General features: G+C 40.8%; 26 protein-coding genes. 21 read left to right on the top strand and 5 right to left on the bottom strand.

Going from position 1 to position 22,574, the window contains the following annotated elements:
- Window positions 1–10 precede the first annotated feature (10 nt).
- Complete coding sequence (locus AOC33_RS07200; RefSeq protein ID WP_089516245.1) at window positions 11–1,006, bottom strand: AraC family transcriptional regulator; 996 nt, start codon at window positions 1,004–1,006, stop codon at window positions 11–13.
- Window positions 1,007–1,223: 217 nt separating this feature from the next.
- On the opposite strand from AOC33_RS07200, the gene styC reads away from it, so the two are divergent.
- From styC to AOC33_RS07155, 9 genes are all read left to right on the top strand, one after another.
- Entirely contained in the window at window positions 1,224–1,748 is a 525-nt protein-coding gene (gene styC / locus AOC33_RS07195; RefSeq protein ID WP_219349916.1) for a styrene-oxide isomerase StyC, read from the top strand.
- Between the two features lie 35 nt (window positions 1,749–1,783).
- Complete coding sequence (locus AOC33_RS07190; RefSeq protein ID WP_089516242.1) at window positions 1,784–3,286, top strand: YHS domain-containing protein; 1,503 nt, start codon at window positions 1,784–1,786, stop codon at window positions 3,284–3,286.
- A 12-nt stretch (window positions 3,287–3,298) separates the two neighbouring features.
- Window positions 3,299–3,550, top strand: a complete 252-nt coding sequence (locus AOC33_RS07185; protein WP_089516240.1) for a toluene-4-monooxygenase system B family protein — start codon at window positions 3,299–3,301, stop codon at window positions 3,548–3,550.
- Window positions 3,551–3,554: 4 nt separating this feature from the next.
- Window positions 3,555–3,890, top strand: coding sequence for a monooxygenase system ferredoxin subunit (locus AOC33_RS07180; protein ID WP_089516237.1), 336 nt, complete (start codon window positions 3,555–3,557; stop codon window positions 3,888–3,890).
- 14 nt (window positions 3,891–3,904) lie between these two features.
- A complete protein-coding gene (locus AOC33_RS07175; protein ID WP_089516234.1) occupies window positions 3,905–4,195 on the top strand; it encodes an MmoB/DmpM family protein in 291 nt (96 codons plus the stop codon).
- Window positions 4,196–4,214: 19 nt separating this feature from the next.
- The gene (locus AOC33_RS07170; RefSeq protein ID WP_089516231.1) at window positions 4,215–5,201 is read left to right on the top strand and encodes an aromatic/alkene monooxygenase hydroxylase subunit beta; all 987 of its coding nucleotides are present in this window, start codon (window positions 4,215–4,217) and stop codon (window positions 5,199–5,201) included.
- 14 nt (window positions 5,202–5,215) lie between these two features.
- Entirely contained in the window at window positions 5,216–6,235 is a 1,020-nt protein-coding gene (locus AOC33_RS07165; RefSeq protein ID WP_089516229.1) for a 2Fe-2S iron-sulfur cluster-binding protein, read from the top strand.
- A 33-nt stretch (window positions 6,236–6,268) separates the two neighbouring features.
- A complete protein-coding gene (locus AOC33_RS07160; protein WP_089516226.1) occupies window positions 6,269–7,567 on the top strand; it encodes a DUF1329 domain-containing protein in 1,299 nt (432 codons plus the stop codon).
- A 173-nt stretch (window positions 7,568–7,740) separates the two neighbouring features.
- Entirely contained in the window at window positions 7,741–8,154 is a 414-nt protein-coding gene (locus AOC33_RS07155; protein ID WP_089516223.1) for a GFA family protein, read from the top strand.
- Window positions 8,155–8,344: 190 nt separating this feature from the next.
- On the opposite strand, the gene AOC33_RS07150 is transcribed toward AOC33_RS07155, so the two are convergent.
- Complete coding sequence (locus AOC33_RS07150) at window positions 8,345–8,542, bottom strand: hypothetical protein (RefSeq protein WP_089516220.1); 198 nt, start codon at window positions 8,540–8,542, stop codon at window positions 8,345–8,347.
- Window positions 8,543–8,700: 158 nt separating this feature from the next.
- On the opposite strand from AOC33_RS07150, the gene AOC33_RS07145 reads away from it, so the two are divergent.
- The 10 genes from AOC33_RS07145 to phoB all read left to right on the top strand — a co-directional run bounded on the left by AOC33_RS07145 (window position 8,701) and on the right by phoB (window position 16,633).
- The gene (locus AOC33_RS07145) at window positions 8,701–9,036 is read left to right on the top strand and encodes an ArsR/SmtB family transcription factor (protein ID WP_089516218.1); all 336 of its coding nucleotides are present in this window, start codon (window positions 8,701–8,703) and stop codon (window positions 9,034–9,036) included.
- Window positions 9,033–9,518 (top strand): ArsI/CadI family heavy metal resistance metalloenzyme, encoded by a 486-nt coding sequence (locus tag AOC33_RS07140; RefSeq protein ID WP_089516216.1) that lies wholly within the window; start codon window positions 9,033–9,035, stop codon window positions 9,516–9,518. The genes AOC33_RS07145 and AOC33_RS07140 overlap by 4 nt, the downstream gene beginning before the upstream one ends.
- A gap of 62 nt (window positions 9,519–9,580) precedes the next feature.
- On the top strand, window positions 9,581–10,072 hold the full coding sequence (locus tag AOC33_RS07135) for an arsenate reductase ArsC (protein ID WP_089516213.1): 492 nt from the start codon (window positions 9,581–9,583) through the stop codon (window positions 10,070–10,072).
- A 59-nt stretch (window positions 10,073–10,131) separates the two neighbouring features.
- A complete protein-coding gene (gene arsB, locus AOC33_RS07130) occupies window positions 10,132–11,154 on the top strand; it encodes an ACR3 family arsenite efflux transporter (protein ID WP_089516210.1) in 1,023 nt (340 codons plus the stop codon).
- 240 nt (window positions 11,155–11,394) lie between these two features.
- The gene (gene pstS / locus AOC33_RS07125; RefSeq protein WP_089516207.1) at window positions 11,395–12,423 is read left to right on the top strand and encodes a phosphate ABC transporter substrate-binding protein PstS; all 1,029 of its coding nucleotides are present in this window, start codon (window positions 11,395–11,397) and stop codon (window positions 12,421–12,423) included.
- Between the two features lie 88 nt (window positions 12,424–12,511).
- Complete coding sequence (gene pstC / locus AOC33_RS07120) at window positions 12,512–13,498, top strand: phosphate ABC transporter permease subunit PstC (protein ID WP_089516204.1); 987 nt, start codon at window positions 12,512–12,514, stop codon at window positions 13,496–13,498.
- Window positions 13,495–14,355 carry a phosphate ABC transporter permease PstA gene (gene pstA, locus AOC33_RS07115; protein ID WP_089516202.1) on the top strand — a complete coding sequence of 287 codons (861 nt, stop codon included), beginning with the start codon at window positions 13,495–13,497 and terminating at the stop codon, window positions 14,353–14,355. The genes pstC and pstA overlap by 4 nt, the downstream gene beginning before the upstream one ends.
- A 47-nt stretch (window positions 14,356–14,402) precedes the next feature.
- Window positions 14,403–15,191 carry a phosphate ABC transporter ATP-binding protein PstB gene (gene pstB / locus AOC33_RS07110; RefSeq protein WP_089516456.1) on the top strand — a complete coding sequence of 263 codons (789 nt, stop codon included), beginning with the start codon at window positions 14,403–14,405 and terminating at the stop codon, window positions 15,189–15,191.
- Window positions 15,192–15,214: 23 nt separating this feature from the next.
- Window positions 15,215–15,919 (top strand): phosphate signaling complex protein PhoU, encoded by a 705-nt coding sequence (gene phoU / locus AOC33_RS07105; protein WP_089516199.1) that lies wholly within the window; start codon window positions 15,215–15,217, stop codon window positions 15,917–15,919.
- A 3-nt stretch (window positions 15,920–15,922) separates the two neighbouring features.
- On the top strand, window positions 15,923–16,633 hold the full coding sequence (gene phoB, locus AOC33_RS07100; protein WP_089516196.1) for a phosphate regulon transcriptional regulator PhoB: 711 nt from the start codon (window positions 15,923–15,925) through the stop codon (window positions 16,631–16,633).
- A 37-nt stretch (window positions 16,634–16,670) separates the two neighbouring features.
- Here the strand turns inward: phoB and AOC33_RS07095 are convergent, their stop codons facing one another.
- Window positions 16,671–17,066: a diacylglycerol kinase gene (locus tag AOC33_RS07095; protein WP_089516193.1), complete on the bottom strand. Its 396-nt coding sequence runs from the start codon at window positions 17,064–17,066 to the stop codon at window positions 16,671–16,673.
- A gap of 152 nt (window positions 17,067–17,218) precedes the next feature.
- Here AOC33_RS07095 and AOC33_RS07090 point away from each other — a divergent pair, with 152 nt between their 5' ends.
- A complete protein-coding gene (locus AOC33_RS07090) occupies window positions 17,219–18,691 on the top strand; it encodes a UDP-glucose dehydrogenase family protein (protein WP_089516190.1) in 1,473 nt (490 codons plus the stop codon).
- Between the two features lie 7 nt (window positions 18,692–18,698).
- Here AOC33_RS07090 and AOC33_RS07085 read toward each other — a convergent pair whose 3' ends face one another.
- Window positions 18,699–18,878, bottom strand: a complete 180-nt coding sequence (locus tag AOC33_RS07085; RefSeq protein ID WP_143744028.1) for a hypothetical protein — start codon at window positions 18,876–18,878, stop codon at window positions 18,699–18,701.
- A 199-nt stretch (window positions 18,879–19,077) separates the two neighbouring features.
- Between AOC33_RS07085 and phoR the strand changes: the two genes are divergently transcribed.
- Window positions 19,078–20,382, top strand: coding sequence for a phosphate regulon sensor histidine kinase PhoR (gene phoR, locus AOC33_RS07080; RefSeq protein ID WP_089516184.1), 1,305 nt, complete (start codon window positions 19,078–19,080; stop codon window positions 20,380–20,382).
- A gap of 22 nt (window positions 20,383–20,404) precedes the next feature.
- Here the strand turns inward: phoR and ppk1 are convergent, their stop codons facing one another.
- Complete coding sequence (gene ppk1, locus AOC33_RS07075) at window positions 20,405–22,501, bottom strand: polyphosphate kinase 1 (RefSeq protein ID WP_089516455.1); 2,097 nt, start codon at window positions 22,499–22,501, stop codon at window positions 20,405–20,407.
- Window positions 22,502–22,574: the final 73 nt, after the last annotated feature.

The raw sequence follows: 22,574 nt of genomic DNA, 5'->3' as shown, positions 1-22,574 counted from the left end.
TTAAATCAAATTAACCCTTAAGAGTTTTTGAAGGGTATTCACCAAATTTAGCGAAATAAGATTCACTGAAGTGACTTAGATGCATGAAGCCCCAGCGCAAAGCTACTTCAGTCACTGTGGTGTCTGATTTGCTGAGTTTTTCAGCAATTAAATCTTGATGGACTAAATCTAGTCGAAGATTTTTTAAGAAGTTTTTCGGGCTATTGTTGCGATATTTTTGAAAACCATTATGTAATGTTTTTAAACTGATCCCAACATTCTCAGCAACATCTTGCAGAGTTATTGCTTCTGCCGCGTTCTCCCGCATATATTCTTCAGCCTTTTTAATATATTGCGGCGTAATAATTTTTTCTGGTTGAAGCAATGCCTGAGAGTATTGATTTTTTTGATTAAGCAGCAAAGAACTCACTAACAGCTGTTCGAGTTGTTTGGTGATGATCGGAAAGGTTTTAGCTGACTCAGAAATGAATGGATTTGAGGCTAACAAGTGAATGATGCTTTGATACATTTCAAAGCCTGATGACATATTCAAAGAGGATGAAAATTTGACATCCTTTTTAATGGGATGTCCCAGAAGTGACTCGCAAGTTCTATGGATTAAATCTTTATCGATTCGAATAATTAATTGATTGCAATTCTCACCCCATTTCATTGATAGGGGATCGCTGGTATTAATGAGTGCTGCCGTACCTTTATTGGCGTTAACAACACCTTCTTCTACGGTTGCATTCATGACACCGGTCATTGGTAGCATGATCAATAAAAATTTCTCAAATGGGTCGCAAGTGATGTTGACACTTGCCCCGTATCCTAGGGTGTTAACAGAGACATTTTCGAGTTGCAAATGATTCATGTCAGCACTTAAATGTTTTTCTTGTCCGAGAACATTTAAGTTGTGTGGGACAAAAATATGCCCAACTTTGTGGCGCACCTCATCAACTTCGTCACCGCTGTGAAAAAGTGGGTATTTATCTAACCATGTGGTTAGTGTTGATAGGTCATTCATTTTTTACAAGATTACTTATTGCCTAATTTTAAGTGTCGTTATTTTTCAAAATTCTCGATATTAGGGTAAGTATGGATTAGGGTATTTCATTATAAATAGAACCGATTAATGCATATTTATTAGGGTTTTCCATTAAAAATTCACCACATTTTTTTTAAATTACCTTTTCAGGATAACGCATTCACTGATGGGATAGGACATCCACTCAATCCGATGAATGATTGACCCAATTCAACAGTTACTCGGATTCATTTTGCTATTAACTCAAAACATTAAACCTATTCAAAAAACCATGATTGGTCATGGCTTATTGATGATGTTTGTGGCTCTTGCTACAGGTTTATTGCTGTGGGTTTCTTTATTGGGTGGTTTTGAAATTTATCCCGGTTTTATTTTAACTATTAACTTAGGTGGCACTTCAGAAGGATGGGCAAGAGTCCATCGAGGTATTCCTATGAACGCATTAATGGTTTTGGTATTTGCTTTTGTAGTCGGAAGTCTTGGCTTTAGTTCCAAAAAAGAAAATATTTTGGGATGGATATTGATTGCAACTGGTTGGGCCAATACGGTTTTCTATATTGCGGCCAACTATTCAGCTAACAGAGGTTTGAGTTTTGGTGAGAATAAGTTTGGCGCATCAGATATTTTTTCTTTCATAGCTTTAATGCCAGCTTATGTATTTGGTGTTTTAAGCATGATAGTCATTTTTCAAATGGCAGTTCATTGCCTAAAGAAAAGTTAATTTTTTATTTAATTTATCAGTCTTAAGGAGTAAGTATGACTAAGTTAGACAGATCACAATGGTATGACATCGTTAGAGATACCAATTGGACACCAAGCTTTGTGAAGCATGAAGAATTGTTTCCAGAGCAAATGTCAGGTGGCATGGGGATTTCTCCTGAGGCATGGACGGCTTATGACGAGCCCTACAAGCAAACTTATCCAGAGTATGTCAAAGTGCAACGCGAAAAAGATGCGGGTGCTTACTCGGTTAAAGCTGCGTTAGAGCGTAGCAGTATTTATGAGAATGCCGCACCTTCTTGGCAATCTGTTCTGAAACTTCATTATGGCGCAGTGCCTCGCGCCGAATTTTCAGCAGGCAGTGCTGAAGCTCGTATGGCTCGTTTTGGTCCTGCGCCAGGTATGCGTAACATGGCAACGTTTGGTGCAATGGATGAAACCAGACACGGTCAAATTCAATTGTATTTCCCGCATGAGCATGTGAATAAATCACGTCAGTTTGACTGGGCTCATAAGAGCATGGATACAAACCAATGGGCTGCTATTGCTGCGCGCCATTATTTTGATGACATCATGGTTACTCGCGATGCAATCAGTGTGTCAATCATGTTGACCTTTGGATTTGAAACTGGCTTTACCAACATGCAGTTCCTTGGTTTGGCAGCTGACGCTGCTGAGAATGGTGACTTTTCATTCTCAAGTTTAATTTCAAGTATTCAAACTGATGAATCACGCCATGCACAAATTGGTGGTGCAGCCTTAAAAGTTCTTTTGGCGAATGGCAAAAAAGAAGAAGCACAGAAAAAATTAGATATTGCGTTTTGGCGTTCATGGCGTCTTTTCAGTGTGTTAACAGGTCCTGCAATGGATTACTACACACCTTTAGAGCATAGAAAATCTTCTTTCAAAGAATTCATGAATGAATTCATCATTAATCAATTTATTCGCAATATTGAAGATATTGGTTTGGAAAAGCCATGGTACTGGGATATTTTCCTTGAAGAAGTTGAATCAACTCACCACTCAATGCAAATGGGCTTGTACTTCTGGAGACCTACTTTATGGTGGAATGCTGCTGCCGGCATGAGCCCTGAAGAACGTGACTGGTTAGAGGAAAAATATCCTGGATGGAATGACAAGTGGGGCCAATGTTGGGATGTGATGATTGAAAACATGGTGGCAGGAAAAATGGATAAAACTTATCCAGAAACATTGCCTTATGTTTGCAATATGAGTCAGTTACCGATTGTTGGTGTTCCTGGTAAAGCTTGGAACGTGAAAGATTATTCCTTGGAATACAAAGGACGCATGTACCACTTTGGTTCTGAGCCTGATCGTTGGTGTTTTGAGCAAGAGCCAGAGCGCTACGCTGGACATCAATCACTTGTCGATAGATTCCTTGATGGACAAGTGCAACCTCCAACTCTTGCGGGCGCATTAGCGTTTATGAGCTTATCTCCAGGAGAAATTGGGGATGATGCGGACAATTACAGCTGGGTCGAGGCATACAAATCGGCTCAATTCAAAAAAGCAATTTAAGAGGAGTTTTTTATGGCTTTATTTCCTTTGTGTTGCAACTTTGAAGGTGATTTCGTTTTGCAATTGGTTCCGGTTGATTCTGAAAACACGATGGATGAGGTTGCGAAAGCTGCTGCGCATCATTCAGTTGGTCGTCGAGTGAAGGATCAACCAAGCAAAACCTTGCGCGTTAGACGTTCAGGAGAAAGTTTCTTTGCAAGAAATATGAAGGTTTCCGAAAGCGGTTTAAAGCCTACGGAATGTGTCGAAATAATTTGGGAATAAAAGAATGGCGTTTAAAAAAGTTTGCACCGTTGAGGATGTTTGGGAAGGTGAGATGGATTCCTTCGAGGTCGACGGTAAAGAGGTTTTGTTGGTTTGTAAGGATGGTGGAGAGTTCACCGCATTTCAAGGTGTCTGTCCCCATCAAGACATTCCTCTGGTTGAAGGCACGTTTGACGGCAAGATTATTACTTGTAGAGCGCATTTGTGGACGTTTGATATTTGCTCAGGTAAGGGCATTAATCCTTCTGATTGTGCCTTGGCTGAATATCCGGTGAAGGTAGACGGTGAAGATATTTATGTTGATGTAGAAGGTATTGAGCCTTTGTTTGCTCACACTTAAGGATATGGAAATTTATGTCAGGATTTAATAGTGTTGGCCCAGTGATGAGGTCAGGAGAGTTGGCTTTTGCAGTAGCTGAAGCCGCTGCGGAAGATAACCCAGATAAAGAAATCAGGGTTGAGGATAAGCGTGCTTATTTGAGAATTGAAACCGATAACGAAATGATTTTGAGAAGAGAAACAATTGAAAGAGCATTAGGTAGACCATTTGCTATGAATGATCTAGAGGTTGACCTGAGTTCTTTTGCAGGGCAAATCGAAACTTTGCCTGATGCCATTCGATTCTATTTTACAAAAAAAGTTTGATTTCTTAAGGAATAAATATATGTCAAACGCAGAAGTTTTAAAGCCATTAAAAACTTGGAGCCATCTAAGCAATAAAAGAAGGAAACCAAGTGAGTATGAAATTGTTAGTGCTCGTTTGCATTATCACGATAGAGATGCAAACTCTCCATACGAGCAAGATCCAAATACATTCATGAATGAATGGTACAAAAAAAATACCTATGGCAGCGCCTTAAAGCACGATGATTGGAATGCGTTTCGTGATCCTGATGAGGTTGTCTATAGAACATACAACATGTTGCAAGATGGTCAAGAGACATATGTTTTTAGTTTGTTTGATCAATTTGATAAGCGTGAACATAACAAATCCTTGGAGTCTGGCTGGTTAGGGACTTTGGGGTTGAGATATACACCCGCACGTTATTTGTTTCACACATTGCAAATGGCTTCTGCATATTTTGGACAAGTAGCACCAGCAAGCACAATTACGATCTGTGGTTTTTTCCAAATGGCTGATTCGTTGCGTTGGTTAACCCATACAGCTTATAGAACTAAAGAGTTAGATTTGGCGCATCCCGATAAAGGATTCTCAAAGAAAGAACGCGCTTATTGGGAAAACGAACCAATTTGGCAAGGTTATCGCGAACTAATGGAGAAAGTTTTAGTTACATGGGATTGGGGTGAAGCTTTTGTTGCTTTGAATCTTGTGGCGAAACCTGCTGTTGAAGAAGGTTTATTAAGAAATCTAAGTAACTCTGCAAGACACAATGGCGATGAGTTGTTGGCCATGGTGTTGGATGCAGAAATGATTGATGCGATGCGTCATCGCCGCTGGTCTGAACATTTAGTGAAGATGGCACTTGAAAATGAATCAAACCGTGAAGTGATTCAAGGTTGGATTAATAAATGGGAGCCTTTAGCAGATAAAGCCATAGAGGCTTATTGCAGTGGTATGCCAGATGTTCCTAGCGCCGCAGATGATGCAAAAAATGCAACTCGGACCTACAGAAAATCTTTAGGATTTTAAATAAAGACGCGACGATGGTATCGAATCAAATCAACATCAATGGCGAAAAGGATGTGTGTATGCAGCACAGTGAAGATACTGTGCTGCTAGCTTCACTCAGATCTGGTTTTGGATTCCCTTATGAATGTAATGCGGGTTCTTGTGGAAGTTGCAAGTACGAGTTGTTGTGCGGCCAGGTTGAGTCCTTGTTTGACAACCCGCCAGGGTTAACCGCAAGAGATATACGAAAAAACATGCACTTGGGATGTCAAACCAGAGCAATTTCTGATATTTCCATTAAAACAAGGCTGTCTGATGAGTATGTGCCTTTAACAAAAACTGAAAGACTCAAAGCGCGATTTGTGGGTGCGCATGACGTCACTCATGACATCAAGGAGTTTGTTTTTGTTACTGATCAAGCGGCAAATTTCCAGCCAGGACAATACGCACTTTTAACGTTTCCTAATTTAGGGATCAAGCGTGCTTACTCAATGTCAAATTTGGCGAATTCAAAAGGTGAGTGGTGTTTTCAGATTAGAAAAGTGCCGAATGGGAAAAGTACTGATTTTTTATTCAATGAAATTTCAGTTTCTGATGTTATAGAAATTGACGCTCCGTATGGGATGGCATACGTCAGAGACAACTCTAGAAATATTGTTTGTGTGGCTGGCGGTTCAGGTCTCGCCCCTATGGTTTCGATAACAAAGGGCGCTTCTGAGCAGGGCCTATTGAAAAATAAAAACCTACACTTTTTTTACGGTGGCCGAAGTTATAGAGATGTTGGGGTTGAATCTCAATTAACTAATTTGCCTGAATTTGGAACAAAAATTTTTTTCCATCCAGTTGTTTCTGAATCATCAGAAGAGAATTTAAAACATTGGTCTGGTGAATTTGGTTTTGTACATGAGTCAGTTGAAAAAAGATTGGGAGGGGATATAAAAGATTATGAGTTTTATTTTGCTGGACCACCACCGATGACAAAAAGTTTGCAAGAAACCTTGATGTTGAAACATCAGGTTCCTTTTAATCAAATCCATTTTGATCGTTTTTTCTGAAATTTATTTATCGACAACAAGTGAGGGGGATCTATGAAGCCACTAATTAAAGGAACATTGCTTTTAGCTTTAGTTTCTAATTTGGCATTTGCAGTAACTAACGATGATATTGAAGGTTCTTTCAATCCTTATAAAAAAGGAATGCCAACCATTCCTGGTTATACGCCTGGAATGGTCATTGACAAAGCCAACGTTAATTCTTTTAAAGAGTATTTGGATCCGGCCACATTTGCGCTCGTATCCGATGGTTCTTTGGTGTTATCGACTGAGCAAGCTCATTCAGTGATGCTGCATCCCAACTATATTGCCGCCACTCAAAAAAATGCCGCCAATGTGAAGTTGGGAGCGAATCCAGGCACCATTGAAGGTTATGTGGCTGGTCGACCATTTCCAGTTAATCCGCAAAAAAGTGATCCAAGAGCAGGTGAGAAATTAGCGTTCAACTATAAGTATTCACAAATTGTTGGCGATAGCGGAAGAATTTTCCCTTTTTACTGGACATACATTGACTATAAAACTGCGAAAAAAGAAAAACGCGTTGAGTTCGACTTTAATTTCATTAGTTTGAAGCATCGCACAACGCAGGCACCAATTGAAGATATCAAGCCTAATGCATCTGATATTTATAGAAATATTTACTTAAAGGTGTTGGCTCCTCAAGATCTTAAAAATACTCAATTGTTAATTCAACGTTTTGATGATGATACTAAGTTAGATGATTCATATTTATATCTAGGTTTTCAGCGTCGCGTGCGTCGCTTACCTACAGGTCAGACAACAGACTCATTCTTGGGTTCTGATTTGATGATCGAAGACTTTGAGGGTTATAACGGGCGTGTACTTGATGCAGAATGGAAGTATGTTGAATCTAAAGTGATGCTTACACATTTCTATCGACATAGCCAATTAAAAGATACTGAGGCAAAAGATGCTGATGGCTACGGTATGGCAACGTTTGGTGGTAAGAGTGGGTGCTTTGCAAATACACCATGGAGTCCTCGTTTAGTTCACGTTCTTGAGGCTGTGCCTACCAACAAAACAAGTCCTATTGGTAAGCGTGTGATGTACATGGATGCGCAAACATCAATTTTCCCAATGATTTTGATTTACGACAAGAAGGGTGCATTGTGGAAGCGTTGGGATGTTGGATTCAGTGATTCTGCATATCATGCACCGCAAAATAAAAATGCTGGTATTGCAGTCTATACAACCGCTTCTATGTTAGATGTGCAAAATCAACATTGCACCGCCTTGCAATTGAAAATGATCAGTGACCCTAAATTAAGTCCTCCAAATATGTTTAATGTTCAATATATGAGGGGTGGCGATTAATTAAAAATTGTTTTACAAGAGCGTTTTTTTGTTTTCACTCTTGTATTCAATCACTCCTTTTTTACTGGGAGTGATGACCTTGTGAATATGGGAAACAAGGTCTGTTGTGCCCCCCTTCTCTTCGCGGAAAAAGAGAAGGGGGTTTTTCTTTAATCAATGACTGGGGAATCAACATGGCAAGCTATAAATTATCTGGTGGTTGTGCTTGTGGCAATTTTCGCTATGAATTTAATGGTGAGCTAGCAATGGCAGCTCATTGTCATTGTAGAGATTGTCAACGATCGAGTGGCACTGGATCAACTGCTGTTTTTGCTACCAATCGTAGTAATTACAAATTCACGGGTAAAACGAATTCTTATAAATTCACTGGTGATAGTGAAAAAATTATTGAGAGATTTTTTTGCCCCAATTGCGGATCCCCTTTGTTCAGTTACGCTGAAGTTCTTCCAGACTTAATTTTTGCTCGCATCGCTAGTTTGGATGAGCCATCTCACATTAAGCCAACCATGCATATTTATTGCGATAGTTCTCAGGTTTGGGATAGACCCAATGATCATTTGGCTAAATTTGGAAAAATGCCTTCTTAATTGTTGGTAAAAACCAATCAATAGTTGAGAATTATTTGTGTTCTAAGGAAATACAGTTTCAGACGAACAGATTAATCTAATTAATCTCTAAATGGAATTGAGTGAGTGTTATTTTTGTTGCACTAGGTATTCTTAAGGCCCAAGATTAAGCCAAGAAGATCGCTCAAGCCATGTTGGTTTAAGAGGTTAATTACTTCTTTTTCTTCTTTTTGTCTTTTTTCTTGGATTTCTTCTCTAGTTTGTCTTTATTGCCGTTGGCATAGACGCACCATTTTTTAATTTCTTCTAATAGTTCCTCTAGATCTTCATAGGGTAACTCTTTGAAATTCATTAAACTGATAGAACCAGTTTCTTGTAATTGTTTTACGGCTTCTTCATAGTTGTACATATCTAACTCCTTTATTCTCTTGAAGTTTCTAGGAATTTGAGGGCAAACTCAAGATAAATAGGGCATGTCATAAAAGATTCATAAATTGAGCCTTGTTATAAGGAGTGGTCTAAATAAATAGTCATGGATTTGTCACATAATTCCATTATCATGGAATTATGAAAAATATAGACGCAGTTCAATCCTTTCTAGCCCTTGGTCAAGAATCAAGGCTCAATATCTTTCGCCTGATTGTGCAAAAAGGCGCTGAGGGTGTGACTCCTTCAGAAATCAAAGAGAGTTTGGGTATTCCCGCGGCCACTTTGTCTTTTCATCTCAAAGAACTCTATCAAGCCAATCTTATTTTGGTCGAGCGTCAAAGTAGAAACTTGATTTATCGACCACATGCAGAGCAGGTGACCAATCTCATGGATTTCTTGCTCTTTAATTGTTGTGGTGGCCAATCATGCGATCCACAGCCAGTAAAAACAAATATTGTTGGAGAAAATAAATGAAACGCATGCACATTCACGTTGGCGTAAAAAACTTAAAAGAAAGTATTTCTTTCTATTCAAAAATGTTTGCTAGAGCGCCGACCATTGAAAAAACTGATTACGCCAAATGGCAATTAGAAGATCCAAAAATCAATTTTGCAATTTCTGCCAGAGGTGCTGCAGAAGGTCTCAATCATTTGGGCATTCAGGTGGAAGATGCTACAGAACTTTCTGATATGAAATCACGCTTAGATACTTTGCAGGCTGAATTGGTTGAAGAAGAGGGTACTGCTTGTTGTTACGCGAAGTCTGACAAGTATTGGGTCAATGATCCGTCGGGTATTCCTTGGGAAACTTTCCATACATTGGATTCAATTCCTGTTTTTAACGAAACGCCAGCGAGTAGTGCTGAAGCCAGTGCTTGCTGTGTTCCAACAGGTGTCAGCTCTGTAGCAACAGTATCGATTGGATCAATCTCTAAAAAGTCCAACAGTTGCTCATAAATCATTTGAATCAAATCACTGACTTTAATTATTAATCTCATTGAATCTTTAGGAATTCTGCAATGAAAAAATACAACATCCTCTTTTTGTGCACGCACAATTCAGCTCGTTCAGTTTTAGGTGAAGCAATTGCTTCAACTCATCAGAGTGGTCGTTTTGTGGGTTTTTCAGCAGGCTCAACACCTGGCACCAAAGTCAATCCATTTGCCGCTGAGCTTGCCAAAGATATGGGTTACCCAGAAGAAAACTTGCGCTCTAAGAGTTGGGATGAGTACGGTCGTCCTGATGCGCCTCAAATGGATTTCATCATCACGGTGTGTGATAACGCAGCAGGTGAGGTGTGCCCATTTTGGCCAGGTAAACCAGCCACAGCTCACTGGGGTTACCCAGACCCATCGCAAGTTCAAGGCACTGATGATGAGAAGAGGCGTGCGTTCAAAGAAGTCATGGTTGGTTTGAGAAAGCGCATGGATATCTTGGCAGCAATGCCATTAGAAAAACTAGATGCGATGACCATCCAGTCTGAACTTAAAAAACTTGCTGAAGTTAAATAAAAATACAAAAAATAAGTAATAAAAAACAACGAGAACAAAGTTAAAAAGAAAGAAACACCATGGGTTTATTTGAGCGTTACCTAACAGTTTGGGTTTTTTTGTGTATTTTGGTAGGGATTGGAGCTGGCCAATTAATGCCAGATACTTTCCAGGCAATTGGTCGTCTAGAGTTTGCACAAGTAAACATACCTGTAGGTTTTTTGATATGGGTCATGATTATTCCGATGCTGCTTAAAGTTGATTTTAAAGCCATGCACCAAGTTAAGAATCACGTCAGAGGCATTGGTGTCACTCTATTCATTAATTGGCTGGTAAAGCCATTTTCAATGGCATTTTTAGCATGGTTATTCATCCGTCAATTATTTGCACCTTACCTACCAGCAGATCAAATAGACAGTTACGTTGCTGGCTTAATTTTGTTAGCAGCAGCACCATGCACTGCGATGGTTTTTGTTTGGAGTCGATTGACCAATGGTGATCCACTATTCACCTTGTCCCAAGTAGCATTGAATGATGCCATCATGGTTGTTGCATTTGCCCCATTGGTCGCTTTTTTGTTGGGTATGTCAGCGATTGTTGTTCCCTGGGATACTTTGGTGACTTCAGTCGTGCTTTACATAGTCATTCCTGTATTGATTGCTCAGTGGCTTAGGCACAGTTTATTGTCTCGCGGTCAGGAGACTTTTGATTTGGCCATGAAAAAAATTGGACCTTGGTCAATCTCTGCGTTACTAGCAACGCTTGTCTTATTATTTGCATTTCAAGGTGAGGCCATCATTGCTCAGCCTCTTGTGATTGCACTTTTGGCAGTGCCTATTCTGATTCAGGTATTTTTTAACTCCTCTTTGGCATACTGGATAAATCGCCGTTTGGGTGAGAAACATAGTGTTGCTTGCCCGTCAGCCTTGATAGGAGCTTCTAATTTCTTTGAATTAGCTGTTGCTGCAGCAATTAGTTTATTTGGATTCCACTCTGGAGCGGCTTTAGCAACAGTGGTGGGTGTTTTGATTGAGGTCCCTGTCATGCTGTTGGTTGTGAAGATTGTCAATCAAACCAAGCCCTGGTATTGCAAAAACACCTAATTTAAAGTTTCTAAAACTTTATCAATTGGCTGATTTGTTTCATACCCCCCCAATTTCACACAATTTCTTACTTTAAATGGTCCTTTTTTCAAGGACCATTTTTATTTAAATCATTGATTAAATGAGATATTTAAATAAATTTATTCAATTAATCAGGCCATTTACCAATGTCACAAAACTTTCATAAACGGTAGGTAAAGTCTCCAAGTCGCGATGTGCGTCATTTGATGAGGAAATATTATGAAATCATTGTTTACAAAATCTTTGGTTGCTGGTGCGATTGCACTTTCAACGGTTACTACAGCTCTAGCAGCCGATATCACAGGTGCTGGTGCTACATTCCCTTACCCAATTTATGCAAAATGGGCTGAGGCTTACAAAGCTAAAACTAATAACGGTTTGAACTATCAGTCGATTGGTTCATCTGGTGGTATTAAACAAATCAAAGCCAAGACTGTTGACTTTGGCGCTTCTGATAACCCAGTTAAATTTGAAGACTTAGAAAAAGATGGCATGGTTCAGTTTCCAGCGATCATCGGTGGTGTTGTTCCAGTGATCAACGTTGACGGTATCAAACCAGGCCAAATCAAAGTTACTGGTGACGTATTGGCTCAAATGTTCTCTGGTTATATTGTTAAGTGGAACGACAAGCAATTAGCTGACCTAAATCCAGGTGTTAAGTTGCCAGATGCCAACATCACTGTGGTTCACCGTGCCGATGGTTCAGGTACAACAGCGATCTTCACTGACTACTTGGCAAAAGTAAACGCTAACTGGAAAAAAGATGTTGGTGCAGGTGCTGCAGTTAAGTGGCCAGCAGCTTCTTCAATCGGTGGTAAGGGTAACGAAGGTGTTGCTGCTAACGTGAGCCGTGTGAAGAACTCAATCGGTTATGTTGAGTATGCATACGCTAAGAAAAACAACATGACTTTCTTGCAGATCAAAAACAAGAACGGTCAATTCGTTTCTCCTGATGATGAGACATTCGCAGCTGCTGCAGCAGGTACAGATTGGTCTAAAGTTCCAGGTATGGGCACATTCATCACTGATGCTCCTGGTGCTAAGTCATGGCCAATCACTGGTGCATCATTCATCTTGATGTACAAAGAGCCAGGTAACAAAGCAAATGCAGCAGAAGTAATCAAGTTCTTTGACTTTGCTTTCAAAGAAGGCAAGAAGATGGCTGCTGACTTGGACTACGTGCCAATGCCTGACGCTACAACAGAATTTATTCGTAAGAATGTTTGGACAAAAATTAATACCAAGTAATTGAATCTAATTACCTAACTATTAGTGAAGTATGTTTGTAAAAGGTAAAAGCCCGATGTCGGGCTTTTACTGTTAATTTAGGAACTATATGAATACCAGTCGGTCTTCTGATATGTTGACACCGCAGGCAGAGAAAGTCTTAAGAATTCAAAAAATTCAAGACTTCATCTTCCATAAGTCAACATTATTTTTTGCTTTATCAGTGCTGGTTGCATTGGTTGGCATCATCATTTCTTTGATCATCAATGCTTGGCCAGCTCTCAGTGAATTTGGCTTAGGCTTTTTCTTTACCATTGAGTGGGACATCATCAATGGTCAATTTGGTGGATTGATTGCTGTATTTGGTACAGTGGTCACTGCATTGATTGCATTGCTCATTGCCGTTCCGCTGAGCTTCGGTGTGGCAGTATTCCTCACGGAAACTTGCCCAGTACCATTGAGACGTCCACTCGGTACGGCAGTTGAGTTATTAGCAGCTGTGCCATCAATTATTTATGGCATGTTTGGTTTATTCATTTTTGCACCATTATTTGCTGAATACATTCAGCCGGCTCTTGCAGCCTCTTTGGGGCAAGTTCCTGTATTGGGTTATTTATTCACAGGTGCGTTTAACGGTATCGGCATTTTGTGTGCCGGATTAATTTTGGCGATGATGGTTTTACCATTCATTGCATCTGTGATGCGTGACGTTTTTGAAATCGTTCCGCCAGTATTAAAAGAATCTGCATATGGTATTGGCTGTACCACTTGGGAAGTTGTGAACAAGATTGTTTTGCCTTACACCAAGACAGGTGTGATTGGCGGCATCATGTTAGGTCTTGGTCGCGCCCTGGGTGAGACCATGGCGGTGACCTTCGTGATTGGCAATGCGCACAAACTAAGTGCTTCATTGTTTTCTCCTGGCAACTCGATTGCTTCAACATTGGCCAATGAGTTTGGTGAAGCGGAGCCAGGTTTGCATTACGCCTCATTATTTTCTCTAGGCCTTGCTTTGTTTGCGATCACGTTCATTGTGTTGGCGATTGCAAAGGTCATGTTGGCGCGTATGGAAGCAGGACAAGGTAAAAAGACATGATGAATAACGTTAATCAAGCAATTTACGCAAAGCGTAAACGCACAAATTGGATCGGTTTAGCCCTTTCAATGTTGTCAATGGCATTGGGCATGATTTTCTTGCTCTGGATTTTGAGCATTCTTTTTTATAAGGGATTCTCAGCCATTGACTGGAATATGTTCACGCAAAGCACGCCAGCCCCAGGTTCAGAAGGTGGCGGCTTGGCCAATGCGATTGTTGGTAGTTTATTGATTGTGGCCTCGTGTACTTTAATCAGTACGCCGATTGGTGTGATGGCGGGTATTTATTTGTCTGAATATGGCGCTGGTAGCAAAATTGCTGCTGTTACCCGATTTGTTAATGACATCATGTTATCTGCACCATCGATTGTGATTGGCTTGTTTGTCTACGCTATTTATGTTGCTCAAGTTAAACACTTCTCAGGCTGGGCAGGAACAATTGCTTTGTCACTGATTGCTATTCCTGTGGTCGTGAGAACTACTGAAAACATGTTGCAATTAGTGCCGATTTCATTGCGTGAGGCAGCCTATGCATTAGGTGCCCCTCGATGGAAAGTGGCATTTTCAGTGACGCTGACTGCAGCAAGAGCAGGTGTGATCACAGGTATTTTGTTGGCCTTGGCTCGCGTCAGTGGAGAAACTGCTCCATTGCTCTTCACGGCATTGAATAATCAATTCTTCTCTACCAATATGAATGCACCAATGGCGAACTTGCCTGTGGTGATTTTCCAGTTTGCTATGAGTCCTTATGACAACTGGGTAGATTTGGCGTGGGGTGCTGCTTTATTAATCACATTGGTTGTACTCGGTCTAAATATTTTGACTCGAGTGGTGTTTAGAGAAAAAGTTCAAAGTTAAATCGCATGAGAAATTTATTTGATGTTGACCAAATTCAAGGAAATGTAATGAGTGATACAAATTTAAACCAAGATACTGTATTGAAGAATGCCTTAGAAATTAAAAATCTTAATTTCTTTTACGGCTCGTTTCAGGGTCTTAAGAATATCAATTTGAATATTGCTGAGAAGCATGTCACAGCCTTTATCGGACCATCAGGTTGCGGCAAATCTACTTTGCTAAGAACCTTGAACCGCATGTATGACCTCTACCCAGGTCAGCGTGCCGAGGGTGAAATTAATTTCTATGGCAATAATATTTTGGACCCTAAGCAGGACTTGAACTTATTGCGTTCACGCATTGGCATGATTTTCCAAAAACCAACACCATTCCCAATGTCTATTTATGACAATATTGCTTTTGGTGTGAAGTTGTATGAATCTTTATCACGTGCTGAAATGGATGAGCGTGTTGAGTGGTCATTGACCAAGGCAGCTCTGTGGGGTGAGGTCAAGGATAAGTTGAATCAAAGTGGTTTGTCTTTGTCTGGTGGTCAGCAGCAGCGCTTGTGTATTGCTCGTGGGGTTTCTGTTAAGCCTTCTATCCTCTTATTGGATGAGCCTACTTCAGCTTTGGATCCAATTTCCACAGCAAAAGTAGAAGAATTGGTTCATGAACTGAAAAAAGACTATACGATTGCAATAGTGACGCACAATATGCAACAAGCAGCCCGCGTTTCTGACTTCACAGCTTACATGTACTTGGGCGAAATGATGGAGTTTGGTAAGACCGATGAGATCTTCCTCAAGCCAAAACGCAAAGAAACTGAAGATTACATCACTGGCCGCTTTGGTTAATTATAAGAATTTAGGAGACTGATATGCCCGATAAACATTTATCCTCACAATTTGATAACGACCTCAATGCTCTTTGTGGCAGCTTGCTGGAAATGGGAGGCTTGGTAGAGTCTCAGGTTTCTATGGCCATGAAAGCTTTTGCTCAATTGGATGGTGACTTGGCTGATCAAGTCATGGTTCGTGAAGCTGAAGTGAACGATTTCGAAATCTCAATTGATCATGCTTGTACTGAATTGATTGCGCGTCGCCAACCAATCGCTGGAGACTTGCGTCTGGTGATGGCAGTGTCTAAAGCCATTACTAACTTAGAACGCGCAGGCGACGAGGCTGATCGTATTGCCAGACGTACCAAGCATATTTTGGAAGACAGTGCTTCTCATGGTATTAATACAGCCGAGATCAGAGTGTCTGGTCAGATGGCTGTCTCCTTATTGCGTCGCAGTTTAGATTGTTTTGCTCGCTTAGATACTGTGGCCGCTGCAGATGTTGTCAATGAAGATAAACAAATTGATGAAGAGTTCAAAGGTTTTGTGCGTAAGCTGACCAGCTATATGTCAGAAGACCCAAGAACTATCTCTGTTGGTTTAGATATGTTATCGATTGCTAAAGCAGTGGAGCGCATAGGTGATCACTCAAAGAATATTGCTGAATTTGTGATTTATATCGTTAAAGGTACTGATGTTCGTCACTTACCTCATGAGCAATTAACTAAAGAGGCTAATAGCTAATTTATGGCAAGCAGTATTTTAATTGTTGAAGATGAGCCTTCGATTGCTGAGTTAATTGCAGTTAATCTTAGTCACGCAGGCTTTTTACCTGTCAGAGCATTTCAGACGGAGCAAGCTTCTCAATTAATGAAAGAAGTTCTACCTGACTTGGTGGTGTTGGATTGGATGTTGCCTGGTAAGTCTGGCGTTCAGTTTGCGAAAGAGCTCAGATCTAATGAGCGCACCAAAGACATTCCCATCATTCTATTGACTGCTCGCAGCGAAGAGATGGATAAGATTGCTGGTCTTGAGGCTGGTGCCGATGACTATGTGACAAAGCCTTTCTCACCAAAAGAATTGGTGGCTCGTATTCGTGCGGTACTCAGAAGGCGCTCGCCACAACTGGCCGATGAAGTGGTGCAAATCAATAACCTGCGTTTAGATCCTGTGTCTCATCGAGTCTTGGCCACTAATGGCATTGATGAGGTATCACTTGATTTGGGCCCAACAGAATTTAGATTGCTTCATTTTTTCATGACGCACCCAGAGCGTGTCCACTCCAGAGGTCAGCTATTGGACAAGGTATGGGGTGATCATGTGTTTGTTGAGGAACGCACGGTAGACGTTCACATCAAGCGCCTGAGAGCTGCATTAGCTCCTTCTAATTGCCAGAACTTGATTGAAACTGTTCGTGGCAGTGGTTATCGTTTGACCAAAACCCCGATAACTCAGTAATCCATTGCTCAGTAATTATTGATTGATTGGAGCACTATCAGAGATAGTGCTCACTCAAGATAATCACCCAGGTCAGGGCGCAGAGTAATAGGGCGAGCATCACAGCTGCACTGCCAAAGTCTTTAGCTCGCTTAGATAAATCATGTACTTCAAAAGAAATGCGATCAATCGCAGCTTCTACACTTGAATTCAATAGTTCAATGATCAGCACCAAGATGACTGATGCAATCAGTAGAATCTTCTCAATCGGTGTGACTGGCAAGTAAATTGCCAATGGAATCAAGATCAGGCTCAGGCCCAGTTCTTGGCGAAAGGCACTTTCTTCTTTGAACGCATAAATGAGACCATTCCAAGAGTTGATGGCGGCCCGAAAGGCTCGTGTGATGCCTTTGTTGCCTTTGTGGGGATTGTCTTCTATTTGGTATTTTTTCATGGTAAATCTAAAGCAAATAAAGAATATTAAGCAACAAAACTATGACAACTTGATGTCACACCCAATTGAATTTCTTGGAATTGTCACAGACTTGATATCGTAATTTCATAATGGCATCCGACACTGTGATTAATCAATGACAGGAGTGTTATATGAAAATTACAGTCATCGGAACAGGTTATGTAGGGCTGGTCACGGGCGCTTGCTTAGCTGAACAGGGTAATCATGTTTTTTGCTTAGACTTAAATCAAGAAAAAATTGATATTCTGAATGCTGGTGGTGTGCCAATTTATGAGCCAGGTCTTAAAGAAATCATTGAACGCAATTTAGCTTATGGCCGTCTAATTTTCTCGACCGATGTATCAGCTGCAGTGGCTTATGGCGATATTCAGTTCATTGCTGTTGGAACGCCTCCTAGTGAAGATGGCTCAGCAGATCTTAGTTATGTATTAGAGGCTGCTAGGCAAATTGGCCGACACATGAATCGCTTCAAAGTGGTGGTCAATAAATCTACCGTGCCTGTAGGTACTGCTGACAAAGTTACTGAAGTGATTGCCCAAGAATTGTTGAATCGTTCTCTACCCAGTGAGAACTTCTCGGTGATTTCAAATCCTGAGTTTTTAAAAGAAGGTGCTGCGATTGAGGATTTCATGCGCCCTGATCGCATCGTTATTGGCAGTCAGGCCAATGCAGCCGGGTTTGCAGCCAAAGAAATGATGAGGCAGCTATATGCGCCTTTTAATCGCCATCATGAGCGGACATACTACATGGATGTACGAAGTGCTGAATTAACCAAATATGCAGCCAATGCAATGTTGGCAACGCGCATTTCGTTCATGAATGAAATCGCCAATTTAGCAGATGTGTTGGGCGCTGATATTGAGTCAGTCAGACAGGGCATAGGTTCAGATACGCGCATTGGCTACAGCTTCTTGTATGCGGGCACTGGCTATGGTGGAAGTTGCTTCCCAAAGGATGTTTCGGCATTAGCAAAAATTGCGGAGCATCATGGGCAGGAATTAAAGTTAATCAAGGCTGTCGAAGAGGTTAACGAATATCAAAAAAATATCTTGGTTAAAAAAATCATCAATCGATATGGCAAAGACTTGGCAGGAAAAACATTTTGTTTATGGGGTTTGGCATTCAAGCCAAATACCGATGACATGCGTGAGGCCCCGAGTAGGGTTGTGATCCGTAATTTACTCATGCGTGGTGCGCAAATTAAGGCGCATGATCCCGTGGCCATGCATGAAGCTCGTTTAGCTATCAATGGAGATATGTCTGATTGCACTGAATTATTAGAAGATTTGAGCTTTCATGAAGATCCATTGGATGCGGCTCAGGGTGCTGACGCACTATTGATCATGACTGAATGGAAGTCTTTTAGAAGTCCTGATTTTCATACCTTGAAACAGGCGCTAGCTGCACCTGTTATTTTTGATGGTAGAAATATTTATGACCCACAGCTCATCATTGATCAGGGATTTGAATACGAAGGTATTGGTAGAAAAGCCTTCCAAGAACCATCTTATTTGCCGGAGTTATTTATCCTCAAGAACCAAATTATGAATCAAGCTTCACAGATTGTTTCTGATGCTGCTTCAGGAGGCTTAATACAGCACTGATGGGGGCTTAATTAGCGCTGATCAAATCATTATTATTTTTGTACTTTTCAGGCAAATCTAAGTTCAGATGAAGCGCACTGGTTTTAATGAATTGATATTCAATTTTTTTCTGTGCAACTTCGTCTTCAATTGTTTGCGGAACAATGTAATTTTTCATTGAAAAGTAGATTTTGTATTCATTATTCATGATATTCGTTTCACCCTTAAAACTCATGATTTGATCTTAGAGGTTGAATTTGACAGTAGGATGAAGCTTTTAAGAAGCTTTCTTGATGAAGGCACTCAAGCATCATGTCCTTGTTGGGTAGCTTTATTTGACTATGCTTATTTTGGTTATTTAGGTAATTTTTTCTATTGTTTTTCAGAGACTTGTTAATATTCATCTTATGGTGCCAATAAAAACTCGTTTATTAACGATTTTCCTAACAGTTCTGTTGATTTCTTGGATAGCTGGTGAAGTTTTTGACTTAACGGGCGGTTTCTTGACGGCCACTGTTTGCTTAAGCCTGCTATTGATTTACCAATTTTGGCATGCGTCCAAATTGAGTCGATTATTGATGTCTTCGAACATTGCTGAAATGCCTAATGCCTTGGGTATTTGGGGGGAAATTTACTACCGTCTTCACAAGCTAATTCGCTCTTTACGCAATCAAATTTTGGATATTGAACAGCAACACAGCCGGTTTATACAAGCGGTTCAAGCCACGCCAAACGGTGTGGTGATGCTCAATGAAGAAGATCAAATTGAATGGTGTAACAGCATTGCCGAACAGCACTTTGGCATTAATGCTAAACGAGATGTCATGCAGCGCATCACACACATATTACGTAAACCTGCATTTATACAGTACATGATTCGTCAAAATTATCGTGATCCTGTGCGCTTAACGAATATGGGTATTTTTGAACAATTTGCTTTGGATATTCAGATTTTTCCCTACGGAGATAAGCAAAAATTGCTGCTCTCCCAAGATGTTTCTCAAATTGAAAAAACTGATTCAATGCGACGAGATTTTGTGGCTAATGTGTCGCATGAGCTGAAAACACCTTTGACAGTTTTATCGGGATTTCTTGAGACCGTCCAAGAATTTGATCTTAACGAAGCTGATCGCAAAAAGTATTTAGATTTGATGAGTGTTCAAGCGGAGCGCATGAAGACCTTGGTTGAAGATTTATTGACTTTGGCCAAGCTAGAGGGTAATCCTGAGCCACCGGTCACTCAGATGATCCCCATGGACAATATGCTCGCAAGACTTCAATCAGATGCTGAGGGCTTGTCACAAGGGCGGCACCAGATCAAGCTTGAAAAAACTAGTCAACGGAATGTCTTTGGCGATGATTTGGAGTTGTACTCAGCTTTTGGAAACTTGGTATTTAATGCGATTCGTTACACCCCTGAGGGCGGGAACGTTATCATTCGCTGGGAGGATTGTGGTGAAGAGGGTCATTTCTCAGTGATTGATACAGGGCCTGGTATTTCTGAGGAGCATGTACCACGTCTGACAGAGCGTTTTTATCGAGTCGATCGTAGTCGCTCAAGAGATACGGGAGGCACTGGTTTGGGGATGGCAATCGTCAAACATGTGATCAGTCGTCACCATGGCGAGCTTAAGATCAAATCCAAACTAGGCGAGGGGAGTGAATTCTCTTTGAGCTTTCCTGCACAACGCATGGCACCGCCAAAAAACTAGAAGAATTTTGGCGAAACCAATTTTATAAAGTTAAGAGTTTGACCAACTCTTTTTGACCAATATATTCAGTTGAGCTAGCTCTGCGCTTAATTTGATGATAGTGACCCTCAGAATTCATATGCCAAGTGGTGGTGTTGTCCTTAAGAAGCATTTGGAATCCTTCTTTAATGACGCGGGTCTTGAGCTTTGGATCTAATACAGGGAAGGCCACCTCAACACGTCTAAAGAGGTTGCGATCCATCCAGTCAGCAGACGATAAATAGAGAACTTCAGTGCCATCTGCATAAAAATAATAAATTCGATGATGTTCTAAGAAGCGACCAATGATTGATTTAACTTTTATATTTTCTGATAGTCCTGGAACACCAGGTTGCAAGGCACACACACCTCGAATGATTAAATCAATCTTTACACCAGCTTGAGAAGCTTTGTAGAGCTCTTGAATAATGGTTGGCTCTAAAAGGGAATTCATTTTTGCCATGATGTGAGCTTTTTTGCCCTGTTTGGCATTTCGTGCCTCGCGACGAATATGAGCAATTAATTCCGGATGCATGGTGAATGGTGACTGCCACAAATGTTTGAGCGAGATTCTTCCGCCAGTTCCTGTGAGTTGCATGAACACATGGTGCATGTCTTCACAAATCTCTTGGTTGGCTGTCATCAAACCAAAGTCACTATAGATTTTGGCAGTTCTTGGATGGTAGTTTCCTGTACCTAGATGAGCATAACGCTTCAGTACTTTTTTAGCTTTGCGTCGACCTGATGCTGGAATTGTCTCTTGACGAACGATCAATAACATTTTGGCATGGCATTTATGACCCACAACACCATAAACAACGTGAGCGCCTACTGCTTCTAATTTTGCAGCCCAACCAATATTAGTTTGTTCGTCAAAGCGAGCTAATAACTCTACTACGACTGTGACCTCTTTGCCGTTACGTGCAGCTTCCATCAGTGCATCCATGACCAAGGATTGCTCACCTGTTCTATAGACAGTTTGTTTGATGGCTAAAACCTTTGGGTCTTTGGCTGCTTCTTGAAGTAGTTGTAAAACAGGATCAAAGCTTTCGTAGGGATGATGTAACAGGATGTCAGAATTTGTTATTTTTTCAAAGATACTGTCACCACTTAACTTGGCAATTGATTGCTTCGGCTGATGTGGTTTGAATTTAAATTTTGGGATATCTACTAAATCAGGTATTTGTACCAATCGCACCAAATTCACAGGGCCATTGACGCGGTAACAGTCTGCATCGTTGAGCCCCTCAACCTTTTGTAAATATTCTTGAAGTTCACCAGGCATTTCAGCTGTGACCTCTAACCTGACTGCAGCTCCTAAATGACGGGTTGGCAATTCACCCTGAAGAGCCGAGCGCAAGTCAGTGATGTCATCCTCAGAAACAAATAGGTCGGAATTGCGGGTTACTCTGAATTGATGGCAACCTGTGATTGTCATCCCTTGAAATAACTCAGGCACAAATGCTTGAATGAATGATGATAATAAAACAAAGCCATGAGGTCCAGAATACAAGTGCTCAGGCAAGGGAACAACTCGTGGTAATGAGCGAGGCGCTTGAACAACTGCCAAGGTAGGCTTTCGACCAAATGAGTCTTTACCCTCTAGTGTCACTAAAAAGTTCAAACTTTTATTGATGACTTTAGGAAAAGGATGCGCAGGATCTAAGGCAATCGGTGTTAAAAGGGGGATCAATTCTTTTTGGAAAAAATCACGAGCCCAGTTTTTAATCTGCGGCGTCCACATATGACTTGGGAAGAATTTAACGCCAGCCTTTTCAAGTTTAGGCAGAATATCTTCTTGAAGAAGACTAAATTTTCGAGCAACTAATTCGTGAGCCTTTTGGACCACAACTTCATATGCATCCTTAATCTTTAAGCCGTCGGGAGTTATGTTTTTTGGATTGCTTTTTAACTGTTCCTTGATGCCAGACATTCTTATCTCAAAGAACTCATCCATGTTTGATGAGACAATACAAACAAAGCGCAAACGCTCTAGTAGCGGCGTCTTGGGATCTTCGGCCTGCGCAAGCACTCTGGAGTTAAATTCTAAGGCACCCAATTCTCGATTCAGAAGAGGGGTTGCTGAAGTTGAAGAGTTCATTTTTTGCATATTTATCATTTTGACAAAGGTCTATGTCAGAAATGTGACAAATTTATGAATTCATTTTGTCATC

The sequence above is a fragment of the Polynucleobacter cosmopolitanus genome (assembly GCF_002224225.1).
In the GTDB taxonomy this organism is placed as follows: Bacteria; Pseudomonadota; Gammaproteobacteria; order Burkholderiales; family Burkholderiaceae; genus Polynucleobacter; species Polynucleobacter cosmopolitanus.
The sequence above is the reverse complement of the archived record's forward strand: the minus strand, read 5'-3'. Positions and strand labels throughout refer to the sequence as shown.